The sequence below is a fragment of the Vibrio sp. Makdt genome, from assembly GCF_027587015.1.
Taxonomy (GTDB): domain Bacteria; phylum Pseudomonadota; class Gammaproteobacteria; order Enterobacterales; family Vibrionaceae; genus Vibrio; species Vibrio chagasii_B.
In genome coordinates this window covers 39,689-63,847 of sequence record NZ_JAPPTH010000007.1, presented here as the reverse complement: position 1 = coordinate 63,847, position 24,159 = coordinate 39,689, and the positions used below count along the sequence as shown (strand labels likewise).

Below are 24,159 nucleotides of genomic sequence, written 5' to 3'. Positions count from 1 at the left end.
AGATGATGTAAGGAGATAGCCATGACAACTCAAACGATACCAAGCGAGAAAAAAAAGGGCGGCTTCTTTGCCAACTTTAAATTCCCTTCTGCTTATACCATTCTATTTATTTTAATTGCATTCGTTGCTCTACTGACCTGGATTGTTCCAGCGGGCCAATACGACCGAGCAATGAATGAAGAATTAGGCCGAGAAGTGCCGGTAACCGGAACCTATCAAGCAGTTGAAGGTAACCCTCAGGGCGTGATTGACGTACTGTTAGCGCCGATTGACGGCTTCTACGACCACAATAGCTATGAAGCGGCTGCAATTGACGTTTCTCTGTTCATTCTGATCATTGGTGGCTTCTTAGGGCTAGTTACCAAGACTGGTGCAATTGATGCTGGTATAGAACGCGTCACCGCGCGCCTCGAAGGGCGAGAAGAGTTGATGATACCAATACTGATGGCACTGTTTGCCGCTGGCGGTACTGTCTATGGCATGGCGGAAGAGTCACTCCCATTCTATACGCTTCTTGTACCTGTCATGATGGCGGCTCGCTTTGACCCTCTAGTGGCAGCAGCGACTGTACTTCTGGGCGCTGGCATAGGGGTGCTAGGTTCCACCATTAACCCGTTCGCAACGGTTATCGCTGCTAACGCCTCTGGCATCCCATTTACCGACGGTATCGTGCTACGTGTAGCAATGTTGATTATTGGTTGGGGTATCTGTGTCGCTTACGTCATGCGTTACGCAAGAATGGTGCAAGCTGATCCAAGCAAGTCGATTGTGTATGACAAGTACGAAGAAAACAAAGCGCACTTCCTTGGTAACTCAAGCGGAGAAAAACTGGAATTCACTGCAACTCGTAAGCTGATTCTGACTATTTTTGGTGGCTCATTCGCAGTAATGATTTACGGCGTATCCGTTGCTGGATGGTGGATGGCAGAGATCTCAGCAATGTTCTTAGCGGCGACCATCATTGTCGGTATTGTGGCTCGCATGAGCGAAGAAGAGTTTACCTCAAGCTTCATTGACGGTGCACGTGACCTGCTCGGTGTAGCGCTAATCATAGGTATTGCGCGTGGTATTGTGGTGGTGATGGACCGCGGTATGATCACCGATACGATTCTGTTCTCTGCAGAGCAGATGGTCACCGGGCTCTCATCCGTTATCTTTATTAACGTGATGTTCTTCCTAGAGATTCTACTGTCATTCTTAGTGCCATCGACATCTGGCCTAGCGGTACTGACCATGCCTATCATGGCGCCATTGGCTGACTTTGCAGGCGTTGGCAGAGACCTTGTTATCACCGCTTACCAATCGGCTTCAGGCTTAGTAAACCTCATTACCCCAACCTCTGCTGTGGTAATGGGTGGCTTGGCGATAGCTCGTGTACCTTACGTACGCTGGGTGAAGTGGGTCATGCCATTAGTTGGTATCTTAACGGTGTTCTGCATCATCGTACTGAGTATTGGTGCGCTTATCTAGGCATCTCTTCAACAAACATACTCCCATTCAAAGCCGCTTCCATAGCGGCTTTTTTAGCTCTATCGCTCGCTCAGCCAGTTTTGTCATCACAGCAGACCATAGCGAACTCACCAATTCCCTAGAAGCCCCATATCAACACTCCAACTCATCTGCAAACATCAGAGGCGGAGCTAACAATACAGCGCATTATTTACCAAAGAGATATATGGCAAAATATTTAGTCATTTATTAGCGCTAATTATATTTAACGTTTTATCAAAAGTAACAGTAAAAGATAAGCAAACGCCTAAAACTAATTAAAAACCCCTTCATAAGTCCTATTTTAAAATGTGACCTCAATAACTTTATACGAATTTAATTTGTTAACAGATAATTAATTCCACATTCAAAATTAAATATATAAATAAAAACACTGCATACTTCCACTTTAAGCTCACTTTTATCAATTAAAGTATATTGCATATAAACCCCTACTATTTGGAGTTTACTAACCTGGATTAGAAAAACATGAATAATATTCCCAAAGGATTAACTATTTAGAAGCAATAGATGATAGTCCAAAGTGCATAAAATTTGTTAAAACCCTTATTTTTAAAGGGCTGCGGGATAAAAAATGATTTGTGATAGATCTCTAAGAATACCTGAGCAGCAGGCGTAATATTAATTCCAGACAAGAGATATGAATAAATAATTCATTCTTCTCAACTGAAAATAAATAATTACTCTTAGCAATAAAAGTAATTCAAATATATAAGAGAGAGACGATCATGAGTAAGTTCTATGTAGGTTCTGAAATAGGTCAATTGCGTCGTGTTCTAGTTCATCGCCCAAGACGCGCACTGACTCACTTAACACCATCTAACTGTCACGATTTGCTGTTTGATGACGTACTGGCTGTTGAGCGTGCAGGTAAAGAGCATGACGTATTCACTCAAACACTGCGTGATCAGGGTGTTGAAGTTCTTCTTCTTACTGACCTACTAGCAGATACGCTAGCCGTGCCAGAAGCGAAAGATTGGCTACTGAACTGCCAAGTGTCTGATTACCGCTTGGGTAAAACTTTTGCTAACGACGTACGCTGCTACTTGGGTGACTTACCAAACCTAGAGCTTGCAAAAATCCTAACCGGCGGTCTGTCTTACGCTGAAATGCCTATGAAGTCTTCTTCAATGATGCAAGGCATGTTCACACCAACCGACTTCATTATTGAGCCTTTACCAAACCACCTATTTACTCGCGACACCTCTTGCTGGGTTTACGGTGGTGTATCGATCAACCCAATGGCGAAACCAGCACGTCAACGCGAAACCAACCACGTGCGTGCGATTTACCGCTGGCACCCAACTTTCGCAGGCCAAGACTTCATTAAATACTTCGGCGATGAAGAGAGCATCAACTACGACAACTCAACGATTGAAGGTGGTGACGTTCTGGTTATTGGCCGCGGCACAGTGCTTATCGGTATGTCGGAGCGTACCACGCCACAAGGTGTCGAGCATTTAGCGTCGAGCCTGTTCAAACACGGTCAAGCGAAGCAAGTTATCGCTATGCAGCTACCAAAACACCGCTCTTGCATGCACCTAGACACGGTAATGACACATATGAACGAAGATACGTTCTCTGTTTACCCTGAAGTGGTGAGTAAAGATGTGAAGTGCTGGAACCTAACCGGCGATGAGTCTGGTGCCGTGAAAGTGAAAGAAGAAGGCTACTTCGTTACCGCTATCGAAAAAGCACTGGGCGTAGACAAGCTAAACCTGATCACCACTGGTGGTGACAACTTCCATGCAGAACGTGAGCAGTGGAACGATGCAAACAACGTACTGACCGTTAAACCTGGTGTCGTTGTTGGCTACGAAGGTAACACCTACACCAACGAGAAATACGACAAAGCTGGCATCACAGTACTGCCAATTCCTGGAGACGAGCTTGGTCGTGGCCGCGGTGGCGCACGTTGCATGAGCTGCCCAATCGAGCGTGATGGTATCTAATCACTAAGACGAAACGGCCAAGTTGAAGCACTCAAATAACCTCAACTTGGCCACAATGAGAGAACACAATTATGACGAAACAAACTGTTGTTGTTGCACTCGGTGGTAACGCCCTACTTCGTCGCGGTGAGCCGTTAGAAGCTGACGTTCAGCGCCGCAATATTGAAACGGCGGTGAAAACCATCTCGGAAATCGCCAAAGAGTACAACGTGGTGTTAGTGCACGGTAATGGCCCACAAGTTGGCTTACTTGCTCTGCAAGGTTTGGAATACAAAAAAGTAAATCCATACCCACTGGATGTATTGGGCAGCGAAACTCAAGGCATGATCGGTTACATGCTGATGCAAGAGTTCAAAAACTATCTGCCAAACCGCAACATCTCATGCATGTTGACCCAAATGACGGTTGATCCAAACGATCCTGCATTTGCCGATCCAACCAAACCAATCGGCCCAATCTACGAAGAAGCAGAAGCGCGTGAATTGGCAGAGAAGTTCCACTGGATCGTAAAACCAGACGGCCAGCACTTCCGTCGTGTAGTGCCAAGCCCAAGACCAACCGGCATCGTTGAACATGAAGCAATCACCCAGCTTATCGAAGCGGGTCACCTAGTGATCTGTACTGGCGGTGGCGGCATTCCAGTGAAAAAAGAGCATGGCAAATTGGTTGGTGTCGAAGCGGTTATCGACAAAGACATGTCTGCCGCTTTCCTAGCGAAACAATTGAATGCCGATGCACTACTGATTCTGACCGACGCAGACGCGGTTTACCTAGATTGGGGCAAGCCGACTCAACACGCACTGCGCAGCACTACACCAGGTGAACTAGCGAAGTTTGAATTTGATGCCGGCTCGATGGGACCAAAAATTGAAGCATCGTGCGAATTCATCCAACAAGGCGGCAAAGTCGTCGGTATCGGTGCGCTCGAAGATGGTTTGCAAATTCTGCAAGGCCAAGCGGGTACCAACATCACCAAAGATTAACCCACTCGCGAGCTTTTCAAAGCTTGCGAGAAAACTGAATCACCGTTTGAACTGAAATTAATACACAAAAATTGAATCGCGCTTTCTTGAATTTTCTTTCCCTGTAACAGGAAAGCGCCTAAATCTAAGAAGGAATACATCATGGCTTTTAACCTACGCAATCGTAACTTCCTAAAACTACTAGATTTCACTCCACGCGAAATTCAACACTTGTTAGATCTTTCAATGGAGCTTAAAAAAGCGAAGTACAACGGTTACGAACAGCCAAAACTAACTGGCAAAAACATCGCACTTATCTTTGAGAAAACCTCAACTCGTACTCGCTGTGCATTCGAAGTAGCAGCATTCGACCAAGGTGCTCGCGTCTCTTACTTAGGCCCATCTGGTTCTCAAATTGGCCACAAAGAATCGATGAAAGATACCGCTCGCGTTCTTGGCCGTATGTACGATGGCATTGAATACCGCGGCTTCGGTCAAGAGATTGTTGAAGAGTTAGGCGCTTACGCTGGTGTACCTGTATGGAATGGTCTGACTGACGAGTTCCACCCAACTCAAATCTTGGCAGACTTCCTGACCATGACCGAATACGGCCGTGGCAAACAGCTGCATGAAATCAAGTTTGCTTATCTAGGCGATGCTCGCAACAACATGGGTAACTCTCTAATGGTTGGCGCAGCGAAAATGGGCATGGACATTCGCCTTGTTGCTCCTAAGCAATTCTGGCCAGAAGAAGGGCTATTGGCTCAATGTCGTGAAATCGCAGAGCACACTGGCGGCAAAATCACCCTAACTGAAGATGTTCAAGAAGGCGTGCAAGGTTGTGACTTCCTATACACCGACGTTTGGGTATCGATGGGTGAAGCGAAAGAAGCATGGGCTGAGCGCATTAACCTAATGATGCCTTACCAAGTGAACATGGAAATGCTCAAAGCAACAGGCAACCCACACGTTAAATTCATGCACTGTCTGCCAGCTTTCCATGGCGAAGATACCACGGTAGGCAAACAGCTTGCGGCTGAATATCCACAGCTAAAAGACGGTGTGGAAGTGACTGATGAAGTTGTCGAGTCTGAATACTCTATCGTGTTCGATGAAGCTGAAAACCGCATGCACACCATCAAAGCTGTGATGGTTGCTACGCTAGGCAGTTAACAAACGAAACAGTTAATAAAACATAGAAGCAGAGCACTCTCTTATTTACATACAAGTCGATAAGTTGAGTGCAATAACAGGGAAATGCGGGTGGCGTGCATGGGAATTTCCCCTTGGATAAAACCCGCATTTTTTTTCATTCGTTTGAAAAGATTATTGCCGAAAAAAGTCGAAGTTCCTCAGCCCCAACAAAGGCTTAAAAAGAAGTGAAAATGCAGGCCAATTTGGCATAAATATCCATTAAATGAATACTTTACGGAAAGCATTGCATGGCCTTTTTATCTGAGTATAATCCTCCGCAATTTGTCTAAAGAGAGCAAAAAATGAACCGCAATTCTGTCGCACATAATTGTCAAACTACACGCCAAAGAGTGGCGTTGGTGTCATTTTTATTTTGCTCTATTGATCGTTTCGAAGCCTCCTATTTTTAGGGGGCTTTTTTTTGTCCGCAATTTGACTGTATGCATAGAAAAAGGAAGACCCGTTATGGCGCATTCGTTATTTAACAAGCACATCATCTCCATTCCAGAGCTCTCTCGTGATGAACTGGAGCTTATCGTCGATACTGCAGCAAGACTCAAAGCAGAGCCAAATCCAGAACTGCTAAAAAATAAGGTAGTGGCGAGCTGCTTCTTTGAGCCGTCAACTCGAACTCGCCTTTCATTTGAAACCGCAGTTCAACGTCTAGGTGGCACGGTCATCGGTTTTGATAATGGCGGTAACACATCGCTGGCTAAGAAAGGTGAAACACTTGCCGATTCAGTGCAGGTGATTTCTTCTTACGTTGACGCCTTTGTGATGCGCCACCCACAAGAAGGCGCGGCACGTTTAGCCTCTGAATTTTCTAACGGTGTTCCGGTGGTGAATGGCGGCGACGGTGCCAACCAACATCCAACTCAAACCCTACTTGACCTGTTCTCGATTTACGAAACGCAAGGCACACTCGACAACCTCAATGTGGCGTTCGTCGGCGACCTTAAATATGGCCGAACCGTGCACTCGCTGACGCAAGCACTATCAAAATTCAATAACGTACGTTTCTTCTTTATCGCTCCAGAAGTATTAGCAATGCCGGATTACATCTGTGAAGAACTGGAAGAGATGGGCATTCAATACAGCACCCACAGCAGTATTGAAGAAGTGGTACCGGAACTGGATGTGCTGTACATGACTCGCGTACAGAAAGAACGCTTTGATGCGTCAGAGTACGCACACATGAAATCGGCTTACATCCTCACTGCCGACACATTGAAAGACGCTCGTCAAAACATGAAGGTGCTTCACCCACTGCCACGCATCGACGAGATCACCACCGACGTTGATAAAACACCACACGCTTACTACTTCGAGCAAGCTGAAAATGGTGTATACGCTCGCGAAGCCCTATTAGCCCTAGTTCTAAACGACACTTTATAAGCAGGAGACTCAGTCATGGTTAAACAAACTCAGCTACAAGTAGAAGCGATCCGTAACGGCAGCGTCATTGACCACATCCCTGCTCACCTAGGTATCAAAATCCTCAAGCTGTTCAAGATGCACAAAACCGAACAGCGCATCACCATGGGATTAAACCTGCCATCGTCCGCACTGGGGCACAAAGACCTGATCAAGATTGAGAACATCTTTCTAACCAAAGAACAGGCGAACCAATTGGCTCTGTATGCGCCACAGGCAACGGTCAATCAGATTGAAGAGTACAAGGTAGTGAACAAACTGACGCTTGTACTGCCAGAGCAAATCAACAGCGTCTTCTCATGTCCAAATAGCAACTGTATTTCACACGGTGAACCCGTTGAAAGTAGCTTTAAAGTACAGCTAAAACAGGAAAATGTGCAGCTAAAATGCCATTACTGTGAAAAAGTATTCTCTCGCGAGATCATGAGTGAAATTCGCTAGCCCTTATCTTCATTAACACCAAGGTTAAAACCTTTAAAAATACATGGATATTTATTCCCAATGCGGAATAAATATCCACTCCTCATAAGAATAAAGCACCAAAATACAAGCAAATAACCAGAATTTTGTTTGGTGATCGCCTTCAAAAAGATAACTATCCTTTAGTGGTAGACTAAATGAATAGATGATCATACATCTCGCATACCCGCCCTTCTTTACTTCAGGATTCGTCGGTAAGCCCTAATTAACAAATCGTACTCTACGGCTTTGGGAGTGCGCACGACGCTACGGACAAGCGGTATCACTGTTGACCTTAAGGAGTTGTTCATGAACCCGATCACTGAGCACGGTTGCTTGTATTCAGCTGAAGATAAAACACTGACTGCAGCGTGCAAACGCTTACTACAACAACAAAGCTTCTCAACCCAAAACCAGCTGCGCGAAAAGCTGGTCGAGATCGGCTATACCGGTATTAGCCAATCGACAGTATCTCGTATTTTGTCACAGCTCGGCGTAGTCAAAATCCAGAATGCCTGTGGTAAAAAAGTCTACTGCATTACGGTTGAAAGCGCGCCTGTACGTGTCGATGCGTCCATCTCTTCGCAAATCGAATTAATCACTCATAACCAAGCTATGGTGATAGTTAAAACCCACCCAGGTTGTGCACAGTTAGTTGCAAGATTAGTCGATATCGACCCGCATACTGAGATTATCGGTACTGTTGGTGGCAACGACACCGTGTTAATTATTCCAAAAGACACAACCAACATCGATGCTTGCGAGCAAGTCGTAAAAGCACGCTTAGGTGTGGCTTAAATGGGTTACTGGCAAGGGCTCCCTATGCCTGCTGCAAGGCTGACCCTATCTCGATTACCTAAGAAAGTGGATTTCCCGCCCTAAGGGATATTTGCTAGCCAATGAAACTAATAGCAAACTATTACGGTCTGATTGAGTTAAGATACCCATAACTCCATTAAATGACTAAATAGTATGCGACGACTTGCCACATTACTTTTTGTTTGTATTTCCCTGTTCACCCAGCCTGCGTGGGCGCTTTTTGGAAATGACAACGCCGAGCCAAGCTTCGGAGGCAATAACAACGGTTTTGTTCCTGTAGACCAAGCTTTCCCTTTCAATTACTACCAGCAAGACGGCAAGGTGCTTCTCGACTGGCAGGTAAAAGAAGGCTACTACCTCTATCAACATAGCCTCTCTTTTAGCGGCCAAAATCTCGCTATCGGTAATGTTGAGTTAGAAGATGGTAAGCCACATCAAGATGAATTCTTTGGTGAGGTGAGTGTTTATACTCAGCCGCTATTCGTACAAGTTCCCCTACAAAGTTACCAAGATGGCTCGCAGCTGATCGTTAAGTATCAAGGCTGTGCTGAGGCTGGCTTCTGCTACCCCCCAGAAACTCGCATCATCGACATTGCACCGTTTGAAGCGACGGGTTCAAGCGACACTGCTGCTAAAACTACCAGTAACCAAGCGAACACCTCACCACAAGTTGCTTCTCCAAAAGCAGATGTGGCAAATAACACAACACCACAATCAAGCGCACCTGTTTCAAAAGAAGCGAGCCTAGCCGATAAACTCGGTGACAGTTGGTGGACCCCATTACTGTTCTTGGCGCTCGGTGTTGGCTTAGCCTTCACACCGTGTGTTCTGCCTATGTATCCAATCCTAACGGGCATCGTGTTAGGTGGTGGCAAGCTCAGCCAAGGTCGCGCGTTGATGTTGTCCTTCATCTACGTGCAAGGTATGGCGCTCACCTACACACTACTAGGTTTAGTGGTTGCGTCTGCGGGTATGCAATTTCAAGCTGCGATGCAACATCCTTACGTGTTGATTGCGTTGAGCGTTCTGTTCGTAGCGTTAGCGATGTCGATGTTTGGCGTGTATAACCTACAACTGCCGAGCAGTGTCCAAACCTGGCTCAACAACCAAAGCAACAAACAGCAAGGCGGCAATACCTTGGGCGTATTCGCGATGGGTGCTATCTCTGGCTTGGTGTGTTCACCATGCACCACCGCTCCACTCTCGGGTGCGCTGCTGTATGTTGCTCAAAGTGGCGACCTATTTACCGGTGCGATTGCTCTGTATGCATTAGCTATGGGTATGGGCATTCCGCTAATCTTGGTTGCGGTATTTGGCAATAAGCTACTGCCAAAAGCAGGCAGCTGGATGGATAAAGTGAAGGTCGTATTCGGCTTTATCTTGTTGGCAGCACCTATCTTCCTACTAGAGCGCATTATCCCTGAATTATGGGCAACCGTGCTTTGGTCTGCCCTTGGCTTCATCGCCTTCGGTTGGCTTTACCATAGCAAGAATGCATTGCCATTCGGTGGTTGGAAGCAGAGCGCTGTGGGCATCATCGCAATGCTTGGTCTGTTTGCTTCTGCTCAACCTGCACTAAATTACTGGTTTGCAGAAAAGAGCGTTGTAGTGGAACAACAGATCCAGTTTGCTCGTATCAACACCGTTGAAGAGCTTGAAATCCAGCTCATCGAAGCGAAGAAACTAGGCAAGCCAGTGATGCTCGACTTCTACGCTGATTGGTGTGTGGCGTGTAAAGAGTTTGAGAAGTACACCTTCCATCAAGCAGACGTCGAGAACAAGCTGTCTGACTTCGTGTTACTTCAAGCAGACGTGACTCGAAACATGCCCCAAGACATTGAATTGCTGAAGCAGTTGCAGGTACTTGGCTTACCAACCATTGAGTTCTGGGATAGCGAGGGTAACCATGTTCCAAATGCTCGTGTGACTGGTTTTATGCCTGCCGATGTATTCTTAAAACACATGCAAGACCACCAGCTATAACGGCAACATTGGTCTGAATGTAACATCAGACAAAGCCGCACCGCACCTCATAACGAGATGGCAGTGCGGCTTTTTTGTGATTATAGGAAACACTTTCCAAGAACAGGGATAAAAGTCGATATGGTTCAGACTTTTAATGCATAGATATTGTCCACATACTCAATCAGGATGATAATAAATATTAACTAAATTGTTAAAAGTATGGACGTCATGGACTCGACCTACACCATCATCATTGCTGATGACCACCCTCTCTTCCGCAACGCCCTATTTCAGTCGGTTCATATGGCGATCAGCGGTGCGAACCTACTTGAGGCCGACTCTCTCGACGCGTTACTGACTCTGCTTAAAAAAGAAGATGAACCCGACCTACTGCTGCTCGACCTGAAAATGCCGGGAGCCAATGGAATGTCTGGTCTGATTCAACTTCGTGCGGAATACCCGGATCTACCGATTGTCGTGATCTCAGCGAGTGAAGACGCTAGCGTGGTCACTCAAGTGAAAAGCCATGGTGCATTTGGCTTTATTCCAAAGTCGAGTGACATGCGTGAATTGGTAAGTGCACTGAATCAAGTGCTGAATGGCGACCCGTTCTTCCCTGAAGGGCTGATCACTAACAATGCGGCTTGTAGCGACCTTGCGGAAAAAATTGCCACACTGACGCCACAACAATATAAGGTGCTAGGAATGCTTTCCGACGGACTGCTGAACAAGCAAATCGCCTATGAATTGAATGTTTCGGAAGCGACCATCAAGGCGCACATGACAGCCATCTTCCGTAAACTGGATGTAAAGAACCGAACTCAAGCGGTTATCTTACTGCAAGAAGTCCATAATTAAGCGCCACTGATATCCTCTTCTAAAGTCGTCTTAGGCAAACATAAACCCAGCTTGACGACTTTATGATCCTCTATCTCTGCAACCACCCAATTGATGTCATGCCACTCGAAGCTATCACCCAATACTGGATGAGGGCCAAGTTCGCGTTCAGCCAGTTGTTTTAGCGTCATCTCACGCTCTTCTTCAGAACCAAGCTCGATGCCATAACAGTCACTCACCGCAGCAATCGACAAGCCAACCTCTAGGAAGAAATCACCAAAGAATCGCGCAGCCTCTTCAGCCTCAGGCGCTTCACTGAACAACTCACTTAAGCTATCTAAGTCTTTGTCTTGACCAAGCACACAAAGAATATCGTTCGCTTCCAATACTGTACTGCCCGATGGATGAAGCAAGACGTCCTGTCGAAACAGTGCGGTAATACGTGTTCCTTCCGGCATCGATAAGCGCTTAAGCGGCTCACCGACACACCACTTCTCTTCTTTCAACTTGTAGACAAACATCTCCCACTCACTGGTCGGGTAGATCTCGATACCAGTGCGTGAAACAGGTGTCGGCGTTGGAGGCAGCGTCACTTGAGCCAATCTCGCGACTTTCATTAAGCTGCCGCCTTGAACAATCAGCGACACCATAACCACGAAGAAGGCGATATTGAAATACAGCTGAGCATTAGGCAGGCCAGCCATCATCGGGAACACCGCCAAAATGATCGGCACCGCGCCACGTAACCCAACCCAAGAAACAAACCAACGCTCCTTGGTGGTAAAGCTTCTAAACGGTAGCAAGCCCAACCAAACAGACAGTGGGCGTGCAAACAAAATCATACCGAAAGCCAATGCTAGCGCAGGCAGAGCAATATCCATCAGTGTCGATGGCGTCACCAGTAAACCCAACACCAAGAACATCACGATTTGGCTTAACCAGGTCATGCCATCAAGGACATTGAGAATCGAGTGTCGAGAGCGTGTTGGACGATTACCAATAAACAAGCCCACAAGGTAAATAGACAAGATACCACTGCCGCCAAGCATGTTAGAGAAAGCAAACAGAGCCACACCGCCGCTCAGTACCAGAATCGAGTAAAGACCATCAGCCAGCTGCACTCGGTTGATGAGACTCCACAGAACCCAACCACCACCAAGGCCGATAAGCGTGCCAACACCAAATTGCATCGCGAAACTTTTCAGCAGGAAGTTCATCCCCACCTCGGCATCTGGGGTGCCAAGTAGTGCGATTAAGGTCACCGTTAAGAAGACCGCCATAGGGTCGTTGGTACCCGATTCGATCTCTAGAGTTGAGCCAACACGCTCGTTGAGGCTCTGCCCTTTGAGCAGAGAAAATACCGCCGCTGCATCGGTTGAGCCCACAATAGCGCCCACTAGAATGCCTTGCATCAGTGATAGATCGAATAGCCAAGCCGCCATTAAGCCGGTGAGAGTGGCAGTACAAGCCACACCTATCGTGGCTAACGACAGCGAAGGCCAAAACGCAACCTTGAAACTCGCCACCTTGGTGCGCATACCGCCATCCAGTAAGATCACAGCAAGTGCAAGGTTACTCACCAAGTAAGTTAATGAATAATCATCAAAATTGATGCCGCCGGGACCATCTTCACCCGCCAACATACCAACAAACAAAAAGATCAAAAGAATCGGAACGCCCAATCGTGAGGACACTTGTGAGAAAAGCACACTGATGGCGATGAGCACGGCACCAGTTAAAAATAAGTGATTAATAGTTATTGCGTCCAATTCATTCCCCCAAAGAATAAAACTCGTGATTTAAGCATGTCGAATTTCTGCCATTAAGCAAGAAAAGGGCTCTAAAAGCAGCGTAATTACTATAACAAACTTATATTTCCCTTAGTGTCATAAGCAGGACTAAATACTGGTTATCTGTCATTTAGTTGTTAAATTTTATTACTCACTCATTAATTCACCCCTTTTTGTTAGACCTTTGGCTAATTTAACAACCTTGTAACATCACATTTTTATATGGTTTTGTCTCCCGACTCCCATATTTCAGTGGATTAGAGCTAAAACTGTCCCGACTAAAGTTGCACAGATCCCTTGACTTATCCTTGCTACATTTCAAATCGTAACATTACGTTAACACAACGACATTCTACGGAAACGGAATAAAGGAGAAGGCAATGGCGTTCGAATCTACGGAACATGCTCAAGCCTACTGGAAGGAAAACTTGGGAATTATGGGAACACTGCTCGCGATCTGGTTCGCAGTGTCTTACGGCGCAGGCATCTTATTTGTTGATGCCCTCAACACCGTTCAGTTTGGCGGGTTTAAGCTCGGCTTTTGGTTCGCTCAACAAGGTTCGATATACACCTTCGTGGCGCTGATATTCATTTACGTTGTCCGCATGAATGCGCTCGACAAAAAATACAACGTACAGGAAGACTAGAGGCTAGAACATGGATATTCAAACTTGGACGTTTATTCTCGTCGGTATCACTTTCGCACTGTATATCGGCATCGCAATCTGGGCTCGCGCAGGGTCTACGAGTGAATTCTACGTTGCGGGCGGTGGTGTACACCCAGTAGCAAACGGTATGGCGACAGCCGCTGACTGGATGTCGGCAGCGTCATTCATCTCAATGGCAGGTATCATCTCATTCGTTGGTTACGACGGTGCGGTTTACCTAATGGGCTGGACAGGTGGTTATGTACTACTTGCGCTATGTTTAGCACCTTACCTACGTAAGTTCGGTCAGTTTACGGTTCCTGATTTTATCGGCGAGCGTTACTACTCGAAAACAGCACGTATGGTAGCGGTATTCTGTGCAATCTTCGTATCATTCACATACGTTGCAGGTCAAATGCGTGGTGTGGGCGTAGTATTCTCTCGTTTCCTAGAGGTCGACATTAACCTAGGTATCATCATTGGTATGGGTATTGTGTTCTTCTACGCAGTACTTGGTGGCATGAAAGGCATCACTTATACGCAGGTAGCTCAATTCTGTGTCCTCATTTTCGCCTTCCTTGTTCCAGCAATCTTCACGTCAATCATGATGACAGGTAACCCGCTTCCACAAGTTGGTATGGGTTCAACGATTTCAGGCACAGACGTTTACCTACTCGATAAACTGGATGGACTGACTGAAGAGCTCGGATTTACCGCCTATACCGAAGGTAACAAGAGCATGGTGGATGTATTCTTCATCTGTGCAGCTCTAATGGTGGGTACTGCAGGTCTTCCACACGTAATCATCCGTTTCTTCACAGTACCTAAAGTACGTGATGCTCGTATCTCAGCAGGTTGGGCACTACTGTTCATCTCATTGCTATACACAACAGCACCAGGCGTTGCAGCATTCGCTCGTGTAAACATGATTGAAACGATTAACGGCCCAGACATGCAAGGTGTCGCAGCAGCAGACGCACCTAGCTGGTACAAAAACTGGGAAAGCACTGGTCTAGTAGGTTGGGAAGATAAGAACGGCGATGGCAAAATGTTCTACTCGGGCGATGAGCGCAACGAGATGAAGATTAACCGTGACATCATCGTACTGGCTTCTCCAGAACTAGCAAAACTACCAAACTGGGTTGTAGCGCTACTGGCAGCCGGTGGCCTAGCAGCCGCACTATCAACAGCCGCTGGTCTACTATTGGTAATTTCAACATCGATTTCACATGACTTGTTGAAGAAAGGCTTCAGACCAAACATGACCGACAAGCAGGAACTACTAGCCGCTCGTTTGGCAGCAATGGTCGCAATTATCGGTGCAGGTTACTTGGGTATTAACCCTCCAGGCTTCGTAGCTCAGGTAGTTGCGTTTGCCTTCGGCTTAGCCGCAGCATCCTTCTTCCCAGCAATCATCCTAGGTATCTTCTACAAGAAGATGAACAAGGAAGGTGCGATTGCAGGTATGTTGACAGGTATTGCCTTCACAGCAAGCTACATCATCTACTTCAAGTTCGTTAACCCAGCAGCAAGCACACCTGAAAACTGGTGGTTTGGTATCAGCCCAGAAGGCATCGGTACGCTAGGTATGTGTCTAAACTTCGTAGTTTCAATTGCGGTAAACAAGGTAACTGCTGAAGTACCACAAGACGTACAAGAGATGGTTGAAAACATCCGTTACCCGAAAGGTGCAGGTGAAGCTCACGACCACTAAGCATGACCTCGAAACAAAGATGTTTAGCAAAAAATGAATCAGTACTTACATTGTAGGGATTAGGTACTGAATCTCAGAAAGCCGATACGTTATGTATCGGCTTTTTTCTTTTGCCTACCGTTTTATAAAAACAGAAACAAAGGGTTGTTTTTAAAGTTTCATTTGATAATAATTATCATTAACATCCAATAAAGAGATGAAAATGATGGTGAAAGAGCAGCAGGTTCTCTATTCGAGGTTCTACAAAGCGCAGGATCGCTTTACCTCCTCAGAGCAAGTTCACGGGCACGAGCCGTTTGTAATTCGAGACTACATCGAGTGTGCACAAACGCTTGCCGCCTACTATGAAAAACACGCCGCCCAAGAAAACATCTTGCTGTGCGAACTGTACCTGCGCCAAGTTTTCTTCCATCTGATTGAAGCGATTGAGTCACCTGAGCGCAGTTTTACCTTTCGTCATATCTGCCTAGACTCAATTCACTCACCATTATTTTATCTAAAACGCCACTACTGCCAGCAACCACATGGCCAAGCGCGTTTTTTGAATCTCAGCCAGACACTACAACAAGTCCAAGCCCCACTTGGCTAACAAGGATAGAAGATGACCCTACAATATCGAATTGAAAAAGACAGCATGGGGGAAGTAAAAGTCCCTGCTGATGCGCTATACCAAGCACAAACTCAACGTGCCGCAGATAATTTCGCGTTTAGCTCCCACAAGATGCCCACCAGCTTCATTCAAGCACTGGCACTAATCAAACAAGCAGCTGCTGATACCAATGCTCAACTGGGCTTATTAGAAGGTGATATTGCCAATGCGATCGCCGATGCGAGCCAAGAGATCATCGATGGTAAACATCTCGATCAATTCCCGATCGATGTCTACCAAACCGGCTCTGGTACTAGCTCCAACATGAACGCCAACGAAGTGATTGCGACACTCGCATCAAGAAGTTTGCAAGGCGACGTGAACCCAAACGATCACGTCAATATGGGACAAAGCAGTAACGATGTGGTACCAACCGCGATCCAAGTCAGTGTCGCACTGATGGCTGAAAACAAACTGCTGCCTGCATTAACTCACCTTTCTGAAGCACTTACCGTTAAACAGCAAGAGCTGGCTGAGGTCGTGAAAACCGGCCGTACTCACCTAATGGATGCGATGCCGATTACCTTTGCTCAAGAATTAGGTGGCTGGAAGTTCCAGATTGAACACGCTAAGCAAGCGATTGAAAGCACCCTGCCCGCTATTAAAGCGCTTGCTCAAGGTGGAACGGCGGTAGGTACAGGCATCAATGCTGACCCTCGCTTTGCCGATAAGTTTGCAAGTAACCTGTCGCAGTCGACAAAGATCAGCTTTAACTCGAGTGAAAACTTCTTTTTCAACCTCAGCAGTCAAGACGCGATCGTTGCCTTTTCGGGTCAGCTCAAAACTGCAGCAGTTGCGATCATGAAGATCGCAAACGATCTTCGCTGGATGAACTCTGGTCCATTAGCTGGCTTAGGAGAAATTGAATTGCAGGCGCTACAACCAGGCTCATCTATCATGCCGGGCAAAGTGAACCCTGTAATACCAGAAGCTGCAGCGATGGCGGCAGCGCAGGTGATTGGTAACGACACCACCATTACGGTAGCGGGCCAATCTGGCAACTTCCAACTGAATGTGATGCTACCAGTGATTGCTCATAACGTATTAGAAAGTATCGAGCTTTTAGCTAACAGTTCAGTCGCGCTAGCAGATAAAGCGGTTGCAACCTTCACGGTGCGCCAAGACAATCTGGATTTAGCGCTTTCAAAGAATCCAATTCTGGTGACTGCACTTAACCCTGTGATTGGTTACCTAAAGGCAGCAGATATTGCCAAGAAAGCCTACAAAGAGGGTTTGCCAATCCTTGATGTTGCCGAGCGAGAAACCGATCTAAGCCGAGAAGAACTCAGCAAGTTGCTTGACCCAACCGCGCTCACTCAAGGTGGTATCGCAGGTTAAAACCAGTAACTCATAACAAGTCGATCGGATCAAAAAAGGCCTCATCAGAGGCCTTATTAGGATCTAATAATGACTTAAATTAACTCACACGATTCAACACTGCTCTGAGTTTTAGTGGTTTCACTGGCTTGGCAATAAAGCTAAAGCTGTTGGCCTTTATCGCCGCCAACATGTCATCGGTTCTATCGGCACTAATGATGACCCCTTCAAAGGAATCTCCAAGGCGCAAGCGACACTGCTGCAACACCTCAAGCCCTGTTCGCCCATTATCAAGACGATAGTCCGAGAAGATCACGTCCGGCTGCCAATCATTGTCTAGACACTTCAAGCTTTCGACCAGATCAACTGCCGTTTTAACCTCACAACCCCAGCGGCCAATCAGGTTCTCCATACCAACCAAAATCTCTCGTTCATTATCAACACACAAGATTTTAAGGTGCTCGATGTCACTGCTCGCCACTGGCGCAGCAGCTTGCACAACCGGAGCCACTTGTTCCGCTCTTGCTAAGGTTATAGAGAAAACACTGCCTTGCCCCGGCCATGAGCGCATCGATATTTGATGACCAAGCACATGAGCAATACCTTTAGAAATCGCAAGACCAAGCCCTAAGCCTTGATCGGAACGCACTTGGCTACCACGAGTAAACTCTTCGAAGATCTCTTGTTGCTTGTCCTCATCAATACCAGTTCCGTTATCCCACACATCGATTCGCACCTGCCCGTTGACTCGTCTTGCTCCCAGCACCACTTTCCCCTCTGGGTTATAGCGGAAAGCGTTAGTCAAAAAGTTCTGAATCACACGCCTTAACAGCTTAGGGTCAGAATGAATAAACAGGGATGATGGGATCATCTTGAAATCAATTTTTTGCTGCGTCGCTAAGGCGCTAAATTCAGCATTCAAGTTAGCGAGCACATCATGCACCGCAATGGCGTGAATGTTAGTTTCCAGCTTGCCGGACTCTAATCGTGAGATATCCAACAAATCACCAATCAAGTCCTCTGCCGCACCCAGTGCACTTTCAATATGGGATGAAAGCTGCTTCACCTCTTGCTCTTTTGCTACCTCCGAAAGTGACGAAGCAAACAAGCGCGCCGCATTAAGTGGCTGCATCAAATCGTGGCTTACTGCCGCCAAGAAACGACTCTTAGATTGCGATTCTTGATCAGAAATTTGTGTCGCCTTGACCAAGCGATGATTGAGTTTTTCGAGTTCTTGAGTTCGTTCGTGCACTCTTGATTCCAAGCTTTCATTGGCGTCTTTTAGTGCCTGTTCTGCTTGTCTGAATACCGTGATATCGGTAAAGCTCATCACAAAGCCGCCGCTTGGCATTGGATTGCCTTGCACCTCAATCACTCGACCATCAGGACGAATGCGAGAAGAAGTGTGTCGTGTACCCTGTTCCAAATGATAAACACGGCGACGCACATGATCTTCCGGGTCACCCGGACCACACAAACCTTGCTGCGCATTATGGCGAATCACATCGGAGATCGGCCTGCCCACTTGTATCAAGCCAGCAGGGAATTCAAACAGTTCTAAGTAACGCTGATTCCATGCCACCAACCTCATCTGTTTGTCCACCACCGCAATTCCTTGGCCAATGTGCTCAATCGCCCCTTGCAGTAAGCCACGGCTGAAATCGTACAACTCAGAGGCTTCATCAACGATGGTCGCCACTTCTTCAAGCTGCATATTTCTGCCCTGTAGAGCAGAAGTGAGTACCAACTTAGCAGAGGAAGCTCCAAACACACCCGCCAGTACACGCTCAGCATGTCGAATCAAGCTTGCTGGCGCTTGTTGATTAGGAAGCAGCGGTTGACCGTGTTGCTGCCAGTAACTTTGGATAGCGCTTTTCGCTCGCTTGCGACCGACAAACCGAGATGCCAACATCTCTAGTTCAGCCACGGTTACACGGCTTTGATAAAGGCTAATGTTCTCATTTTCAGGTAGCGGCGTACCAACAAATGCCGCCGATTGTAAGCGCTCACTTAGGCTTGGCCTGGTCGAAATAGAAACCACGGCATAACACAAAGTATTGAGCACAATACTCAGCACTATCCCCCAGTTTGAACTGCTAATATCCCAACTACTGAGTAACTCTGGTGGTGTGATGATCCACAGCAGCAAGTTACTTTGACTGTCGCCAGCCAACATACTGGTTTGACTCATCAAGGTAATGAGCCAAATCACCGAGCCAACCATTAAACCGACATAAACACCCTTGCGATTACCCGGACGCCAGTACAAACCACCAATCAGTGCCGGAGCAAATTGAGCAATCGCCGCAAACGAAAGGAAGCCAATCGCAGACAAGGAATGAATGGTATCGAGCGCCTGATAGAACAACCAAGCACCAAGTAGAAGCAATAAAATAAGCCCGCGACGAATCACCAATAGCAACCCAGAGAAGTGGCGATGAGTCCTTTGGGTAAGGCGCATACGGCGCAGCAATAGCGGCATCACTAAATCGTTCGACACCATGATCGCCAACGCGATGGTCGACACAATTACCATACCACTGGCAGCAGATGTACCGCCAAGGAACGCAAGCAAGGCAATGTGATTCGCACCTTCAGCCATCGGAAGGCTAATCACATACGTATCTGCAGGCATGCTTGGAAGCAGCCCTTGCCCCGCCCATGCAATTGGCAGAACAAACAGCCCCATCAAAATCAGATAAAGCGGAAATAACCAGCGAGCGGTATGCAGATCTTGAGGGCGTTCATTCTCAACAACCATGGTATGAAACTGGCGTGGTAAACAGACAATCGCCAACATGGTCAAAACAGTATGGATAATTAAGGTCGGAATATTCGGCGACTCATAAGTGCTCGCTGCCACGTCTAGCAGGTCAATCTTGTCGCTGCTCATCGCCAGATACATAATAAACAAGCCAACAATCAGAAATGCCGCCAACTTAACTATGGACTCAAACGCCACCGCCATCATCATGCCGCGGTGATGTTCCGTGTTATCGATGTGCCTTGTACCAAACAGCATGGTAAAAATGGCCAGCGCACCGACCACAAACCAAGAAACATGGTAATCCTGATAGCCAAAATCTTGAGCCAGACTCGGGGCAACGATATCCAACCCCATGGTGATACCACGCAGTTGCAAGGCGATATAAGGCAGAATACCGATCACAGCGATAACCGTCACCGCTACCGCTAAACCTTGAGATTTACCATAGCGAGCCGCAATGAAATCGGCAATTGAGGTAATATGTTCCCGCTTCGCGATCAGAATCAGTCGCGCTAAGATCCGCCACCCAAGGGTGAAGACCAAAATCGGTGCAAGATAGATGGGTAAGAAAGACCAAGGGTTATTGCTCGCTTGACCCACCGTTCCATAGAAGGTCCACGAGGTACAATACACCGCAATAGAGAGGCTATAGATCCACGGTCGCCAACGCGATAGCCAACGAACCTGCCTGTCTCCATACCAAGCGATCAGAAATAACACGCCCAAGTAGGCTAAAGAGACTGGAATTACTACCCATCCTTGCATTGAAAACCCTTTCTTCATCCATAAAAAACCTCTCCATAAGGGAGAGGTTTCATTTAACTAAGGATGAGTCATTAACTCAATCGCATCGCTTAAATTCTGTGCTTTAGACTCTAATAATCACTATTGGTTATCAGCTATGAGCTTCTGACTCGGGGTGATTAACTTCAACCACAGAGCTTCTTTCATCAAGCTTGATAAACAGGGCAATTGCACCCATCGCAGCCATTCCCCAGAAGATATTCGCACCCCACAATTCGTAGCCCCAGCCACTTAGGGTCGTCATTAATGCGATAAAGGCGCCAAGTGGTATCGCATTGTACAGAGCCTGCAATGCCACCATTTTGTTCGACTCTTGAGACTGGATGTATTGAATCGCAGCGATGTGTGCCATGGCAAATGTCACGCCGTGCAACAGCTGAGCCACTATCAATACTGGAATCGTAGTCGTTGATGCGGTGATCCCCCAACGAGCCATGACCCCGATGCCAGCAATCACAAACAGAGTGCGCAATGATAATCCAGCAAACAGTCGCTTACTCAGAGCAAATACTGCCACCTCAGCAACCACAGCCAAGCTCCACAGATAACCGATGATCGCCTCAGAGTGCCCCGCCTCTTTCCAGTAAATCGCACTAAAGCTGTAATACGCAGCGTGGCTTCCTTGAAGCAGTGCCATCAATGCAAGAAACTTCACTACCGATGATTCACGTAATAGTTGACCAAGTTTAGGTCTTTCAGCCACTTGCTCTGATTCTGTCACCGGCATTACGTTCGGGTTTCTCATCGCGAGCAACAGAGAAACCAACACCCCAGCCAGCGCAGTATACAAAATCATATCCGTGCCAAATTCAGCCACCAGATAACCAACCACGGTAGAACCCGCAATAAATGCCACTGAACCCCACAAGCGTGTACGTCCGTAGTCGAGCATCTTGAGACGGCTGTAATGGTTCGCCATTGCATCAGAAAGCGGAATAATCGGTCCATAGCAGAGGTTGAACATTACCGTTGCTAGCAGCATCAATAAAAAGCTACCACCGGTAAAGAAATGGAAACCAACAAATAATAGCGCGACAAAACTGAGGCAACGCAATGCTGGCATTAAATGCTCAACTTTATAGATACGTGGTGTTATCACAAAGTTGGCAACACAACGCGTAGCCAAACCCACACCAATCAATACGCCAATGTCCCCCGCAGAAACGCCTTGGTCTTCAAACCACAGCGCCCAAAATGGCAGATAAACGCCATAGGCAAAAAAGAAACCAAGAAAATACTGGGATATCCAGCCATAAGGGGAAGGATTAAACATAGGCGACCTATAAAAATGTGTGGAACAAGGAAGCGCCAATTATGCCTAGGTCACAAAAGATGAAAAAGGGAATTATTGCGGGGATAGCATTCCCATATTCAATAAATATCTCTGTCGTATTTAACTCAAAAATCCAACGTGCAAAAGTCACAACTCTCTCATTTAGACTAAAGTCGTCTGGAGCTTCGCTGGTAATTTGTCACACTAAAAAGAGACTCTCACTCCCTTGCGATTGCTTATGCCTGACAAATTTAATATGCAGCACCCGCCCTTTGATAGCTTGTCTGAAGCGGAACAGTTAACGCTACGCTCAGCTTTAGATGTGGTTTACTACCGAGCACACGAAGTGATATTGGAGGCCGACCGCCCGAGCCGCCACCTGCATATTCTGATTAAAGGGGCTGTCGAAGAGCGCGCTAGCAGTGACGGAGAGATCTATGCACACTATGCCAATGACGATATTTTCGATGTGCGCAGCCAGTTTGAGCCTCACACCAAACATCAATATATCGCACTGGAAGACACACTAAGTTACCTATTACCAAGCGACGTTTTTCTTGAGCTATACCACGCTAACGGCCAATTCGCCGCTTACTTTGATAGCAACCTCTCGACCCGAAAAGCATTGATTGAAGCCGCTCAGCAACAGCAGAACCTTGCCGAGTTCATACTGACCAAAGTCGATGATTCGATTTATCACCCACCACTGATACTTGAACCCGACCAGCCTATCAATCAAGTGACTCAAACCCTTAAAGAACAAGGCTTAGACTCGGCCTTGGTTCATTTGGAACATGATGATCCAAAAGCTTTTGGATCATCACGTTCCTTTCCGTACGGAATCGTCACACGGACCAATTTATTACACGCGGTGATGCTTGATGATCGCCCGCTCGATACACCTGTCGGCGAGATAGCAACCTACCCTGTTTTGCATGTTAATCATGGTGACTTCTTGTTTAACGCCATGATCACCATGACAAGGAATCGTGTAAAAAGGCTGATGGTTTGTGATGGGTTAAATGCGGTCGGCATGGTGGATATGACGCAAATACTCAGTGCGTTCTCCACTCACTCGCATGTTCTTACTTTGCGTATCGCTCGAGCCACTAGCATTGAAGAATTGGCCATGGCTTCCAACAAGCAGCGTCAATTGGTCGAAAGCCTACTCAGTAATGGCATTCGTACACGCTTTATCATGGAGCTAATTTCAGCCGTAAATGAACAGATTATTGAAAAGGCATTTGAACTGGTTATTCCCCCTGCACTACACAACCATTGCTGCCTCATCGTGCTGGGTTCAGAGGGACGCGGAGAACAGATACTCAAAACCGATCAAGACAATGCGTTGATCATTCAAGACGGATTAGAGTGGCACCAATGCCAAAACGCCATGAATGATCTCACTCATACGTTGCAACAGTTAGGTTATCCACTGTGTCCTGGCAACGTCATGGTCAACAACCCGAAGTGGGTTCACTCAGAACAAGAATGGAAACAAACTCTCACCAGTTGGGTAAGAAAAGCGACGCCAGATACGGTGATGGATATTGCGATCATGGCGGATGCACATGCTGTTGCAGGCAATAGAGACCTGTTACTCCCCGTTAAGCAGCACTTGAGTGATTTGATGCTCGGACAGGAATTAATTCTGACCGAGTTCTGCCGCCCTGCCCTTAACTTCTCAGTTCCCCTGACCCTGTTTGGTAATGTGAAACAGTCCAAGTCCGGACTCGACATCAAACAAGGTGGTATTTTCCCTATAGTGCATGGTGTTAGAGCACTGAGCCTTGAACACGGCGTGACGGTCAATAACACCTTTGAACGCATTGAGCATCTCGTGAGTAAGAAGGTACTAGAGCAAAGCACCGCGGATAACCTCAGTGAAGCGCTCAAGCAGTTTTTTAAGTGGCGTTTATCACAACGCCTGTCGCAACAGCACAGCAGCAATAAAATCGACGTCAAACTAATGGAGCGAGCAGATCGAGATCTGCTTCGTCATAGCCTGCACGTGGTTAAGAAATTCAAGCAATGGCTCGGCTACCACTATCAGATAAGGGACTAGGC

The 24,159-nt window shown here is 46.9% G+C and carries 17 protein-coding genes; 14 read left to right on the top strand and 3 right to left on the bottom strand.

The genetic code is table 11. From position 1 onward, the window contains the following. Positions 1–21 precede the first annotated feature (21 nt). The 9 genes from OH460_RS10795 (at position 22) to OH460_RS10755 (ending at position 11,152) form a co-directional block, all read left to right on the top strand. Complete coding sequence (locus OH460_RS10795; protein ID WP_105057666.1) at positions 22–1,470, top strand: YfcC family protein; 1,449 nt, start codon at positions 22–24, stop codon at positions 1,468–1,470. A gap of 767 nt (positions 1,471–2,237) precedes the next feature. Next, a complete protein-coding gene (arcA, locus tag OH460_RS10790) occupies positions 2,238–3,461 on the top strand; it encodes an arginine deiminase (protein ID WP_061033596.1) in 1,224 nt (407 codons plus the stop codon). A 71-nt stretch (positions 3,462–3,532) separates the two neighbouring features. Next, entirely contained in the window at positions 3,533–4,444 is a 912-nt protein-coding gene (gene arcC, locus OH460_RS10785) for a carbamate kinase (RefSeq protein WP_008219582.1), read from the top strand. Between the two features lie 141 nt (positions 4,445–4,585). After that, positions 4,586–5,596, top strand: coding sequence for an ornithine carbamoyltransferase (locus tag OH460_RS10780; RefSeq protein ID WP_004737112.1), 1,011 nt, complete (start codon positions 4,586–4,588; stop codon positions 5,594–5,596). 486 nt (positions 5,597–6,082) lie between these two features. Beyond that, positions 6,083–7,012, top strand: a complete 930-nt coding sequence (gene pyrB / locus OH460_RS10775) for an aspartate carbamoyltransferase (RefSeq protein ID WP_269997036.1) — start codon at positions 6,083–6,085, stop codon at positions 7,010–7,012. A 15-nt stretch (positions 7,013–7,027) separates the two neighbouring features. Continuing rightward, a complete protein-coding gene (pyrI, locus tag OH460_RS10770; protein ID WP_004737110.1) occupies positions 7,028–7,492 on the top strand; it encodes an aspartate carbamoyltransferase regulatory subunit in 465 nt (154 codons plus the stop codon). 327 nt (positions 7,493–7,819) lie between these two features. Continuing rightward, positions 7,820–8,308 (top strand): arginine repressor, encoded by a 489-nt coding sequence (locus OH460_RS10765; protein WP_004737108.1) that lies wholly within the window; start codon positions 7,820–7,822, stop codon positions 8,306–8,308. Positions 8,309–8,482: 174 nt separating this feature from the next. Then, a complete protein-coding gene (locus OH460_RS10760; RefSeq protein ID WP_269997035.1) occupies positions 8,483–10,312 on the top strand; it encodes a protein-disulfide reductase DsbD in 1,830 nt (609 codons plus the stop codon). Positions 10,313–10,522: 210 nt separating this feature from the next. After that, positions 10,523–11,152 carry a response regulator transcription factor gene (locus tag OH460_RS10755; protein ID WP_076655813.1) on the top strand — a complete coding sequence of 210 codons (630 nt, stop codon included), beginning with the start codon at positions 10,523–10,525 and terminating at the stop codon, positions 11,150–11,152. Here OH460_RS10755 and OH460_RS10750 read toward each other — a convergent pair. Next, a complete protein-coding gene (locus OH460_RS10750) occupies positions 11,149–12,900 on the bottom strand; it encodes a potassium/proton antiporter (RefSeq protein ID WP_269997034.1) in 1,752 nt (583 codons plus the stop codon). The two genes, OH460_RS10755 and OH460_RS10750, sit on opposite strands and share 4 nt — an antisense overlap. A gap of 401 nt (positions 12,901–13,301) precedes the next feature. Here OH460_RS10750 and OH460_RS10745 point away from each other — a divergent pair, with 401 nt between their 5' ends. The 4 genes from OH460_RS10745 to OH460_RS10730 all read left to right on the top strand — a co-directional run bounded on the left by OH460_RS10745 (position 13,302) and on the right by OH460_RS10730 (position 17,269). Next, positions 13,302–13,568 carry a DUF4212 domain-containing protein gene (locus OH460_RS10745; protein WP_008219570.1) on the top strand — a complete coding sequence of 89 codons (267 nt, stop codon included), beginning with the start codon at positions 13,302–13,304 and terminating at the stop codon, positions 13,566–13,568. A 10-nt stretch (positions 13,569–13,578) separates the two neighbouring features. Further along, positions 13,579–15,282, top strand: coding sequence for a sodium:solute symporter family protein (locus tag OH460_RS10740; protein WP_061033590.1), 1,704 nt, complete (start codon positions 13,579–13,581; stop codon positions 15,280–15,282). Between the two features lie 202 nt (positions 15,283–15,484). Beyond that, entirely contained in the window at positions 15,485–15,871 is a 387-nt protein-coding gene (locus tag OH460_RS10735; protein ID WP_269997033.1) for a hypothetical protein, read from the top strand. 12 nt (positions 15,872–15,883) lie between these two features. Further along, a complete protein-coding gene (locus OH460_RS10730; protein ID WP_239938032.1) occupies positions 15,884–17,269 on the top strand; it encodes a class II fumarate hydratase in 1,386 nt (461 codons plus the stop codon). 79 nt (positions 17,270–17,348) lie between these two features. Here OH460_RS10730 and OH460_RS10725 read toward each other — a convergent pair whose 3' ends face one another. Together OH460_RS10725 and OH460_RS10720 are read right to left on the bottom strand one after the other, a co-directional pair. Then, a complete protein-coding gene (locus tag OH460_RS10725) occupies positions 17,349–20,780 on the bottom strand; it encodes a hybrid sensor histidine kinase/response regulator (protein WP_269997032.1) in 3,432 nt (1,143 codons plus the stop codon). A 130-nt stretch (positions 20,781–20,910) separates the two neighbouring features. Further along, entirely contained in the window at positions 20,911–22,092 is a 1,182-nt protein-coding gene (locus OH460_RS10720; RefSeq protein WP_269997031.1) for a 3-phenylpropionate MFS transporter, read from the bottom strand. A gap of 232 nt (positions 22,093–22,324) precedes the next feature. Between OH460_RS10720 and OH460_RS10715 the strand changes: the two genes are divergently transcribed. After that, a complete protein-coding gene (locus OH460_RS10715) occupies positions 22,325–24,157 on the top strand; it encodes a DUF294 nucleotidyltransferase-like domain-containing protein (RefSeq protein WP_269997216.1) in 1,833 nt (610 codons plus the stop codon). Positions 24,158–24,159 lie beyond the last annotated feature (2 nt).

Excerpts from the sequence above, each read along its gene's own strand:
- OH460_RS10735 (WP_269997033.1), top strand. The coding sequence starts at position 15,485 with ATGATGGTGAAAGAGCAGCAGGTTCTCTATTCGAGGTTCTACAAAGCG.
- arcA (WP_061033596.1), top strand. The coding sequence starts at position 2,238 with ATGAGTAAGTTCTATGTAGGTTCTGAAATAGGTCAATTGCGTCGTGTT.
- OH460_RS10780 (WP_004737112.1), top strand. The coding sequence starts at position 4,586 with ATGGCTTTTAACCTACGCAATCGTAACTTCCTAAAACTACTAGATTTC.
- OH460_RS10755 (WP_076655813.1), top strand. The coding sequence starts at position 10,523 with ATGGACTCGACCTACACCATCATCATTGCTGATGACCACCCTCTCTTC.
- OH460_RS10765 (WP_004737108.1), top strand. The coding sequence starts at position 7,820 with ATGAACCCGATCACTGAGCACGGTTGCTTGTATTCAGCTGAAGATAAA.
- OH460_RS10760 (WP_269997035.1), top strand. The coding sequence starts at position 8,483 with ATGCGACGACTTGCCACATTACTTTTTGTTTGTATTTCCCTGTTCACC.
- OH460_RS10720 (WP_269997031.1), bottom strand. The coding sequence starts at position 22,092 with ATGTTTAATCCTTCCCCTTATGGCTGGATATCCCAGTATTTTCTTGGT.
- pyrB (WP_269997036.1), top strand. The coding sequence starts at position 6,083 with ATGGCGCATTCGTTATTTAACAAGCACATCATCTCCATTCCAGAGCTC.
- arcC (WP_008219582.1), top strand. The coding sequence starts at position 3,533 with ATGACGAAACAAACTGTTGTTGTTGCACTCGGTGGTAACGCCCTACTT.
- OH460_RS10730 (WP_239938032.1), top strand. The coding sequence starts at position 15,884 with ATGACCCTACAATATCGAATTGAAAAAGACAGCATGGGGGAAGTAAAA.
- OH460_RS10740 (WP_061033590.1), top strand. The coding sequence starts at position 13,579 with ATGGATATTCAAACTTGGACGTTTATTCTCGTCGGTATCACTTTCGCA.
- pyrI (WP_004737110.1), top strand. The coding sequence starts at position 7,028 with ATGGTTAAACAAACTCAGCTACAAGTAGAAGCGATCCGTAACGGCAGC.
- OH460_RS10725 (WP_269997032.1), bottom strand. The coding sequence starts at position 20,780 with ATGCAAGGATGGGTAGTAATTCCAGTCTCTTTAGCCTACTTGGGCGTG.
- OH460_RS10745 (WP_008219570.1), top strand. The coding sequence starts at position 13,302 with ATGGCGTTCGAATCTACGGAACATGCTCAAGCCTACTGGAAGGAAAAC.
- OH460_RS10795 (WP_105057666.1), top strand. The coding sequence starts at position 22 with ATGACAACTCAAACGATACCAAGCGAGAAAAAAAAGGGCGGCTTCTTT.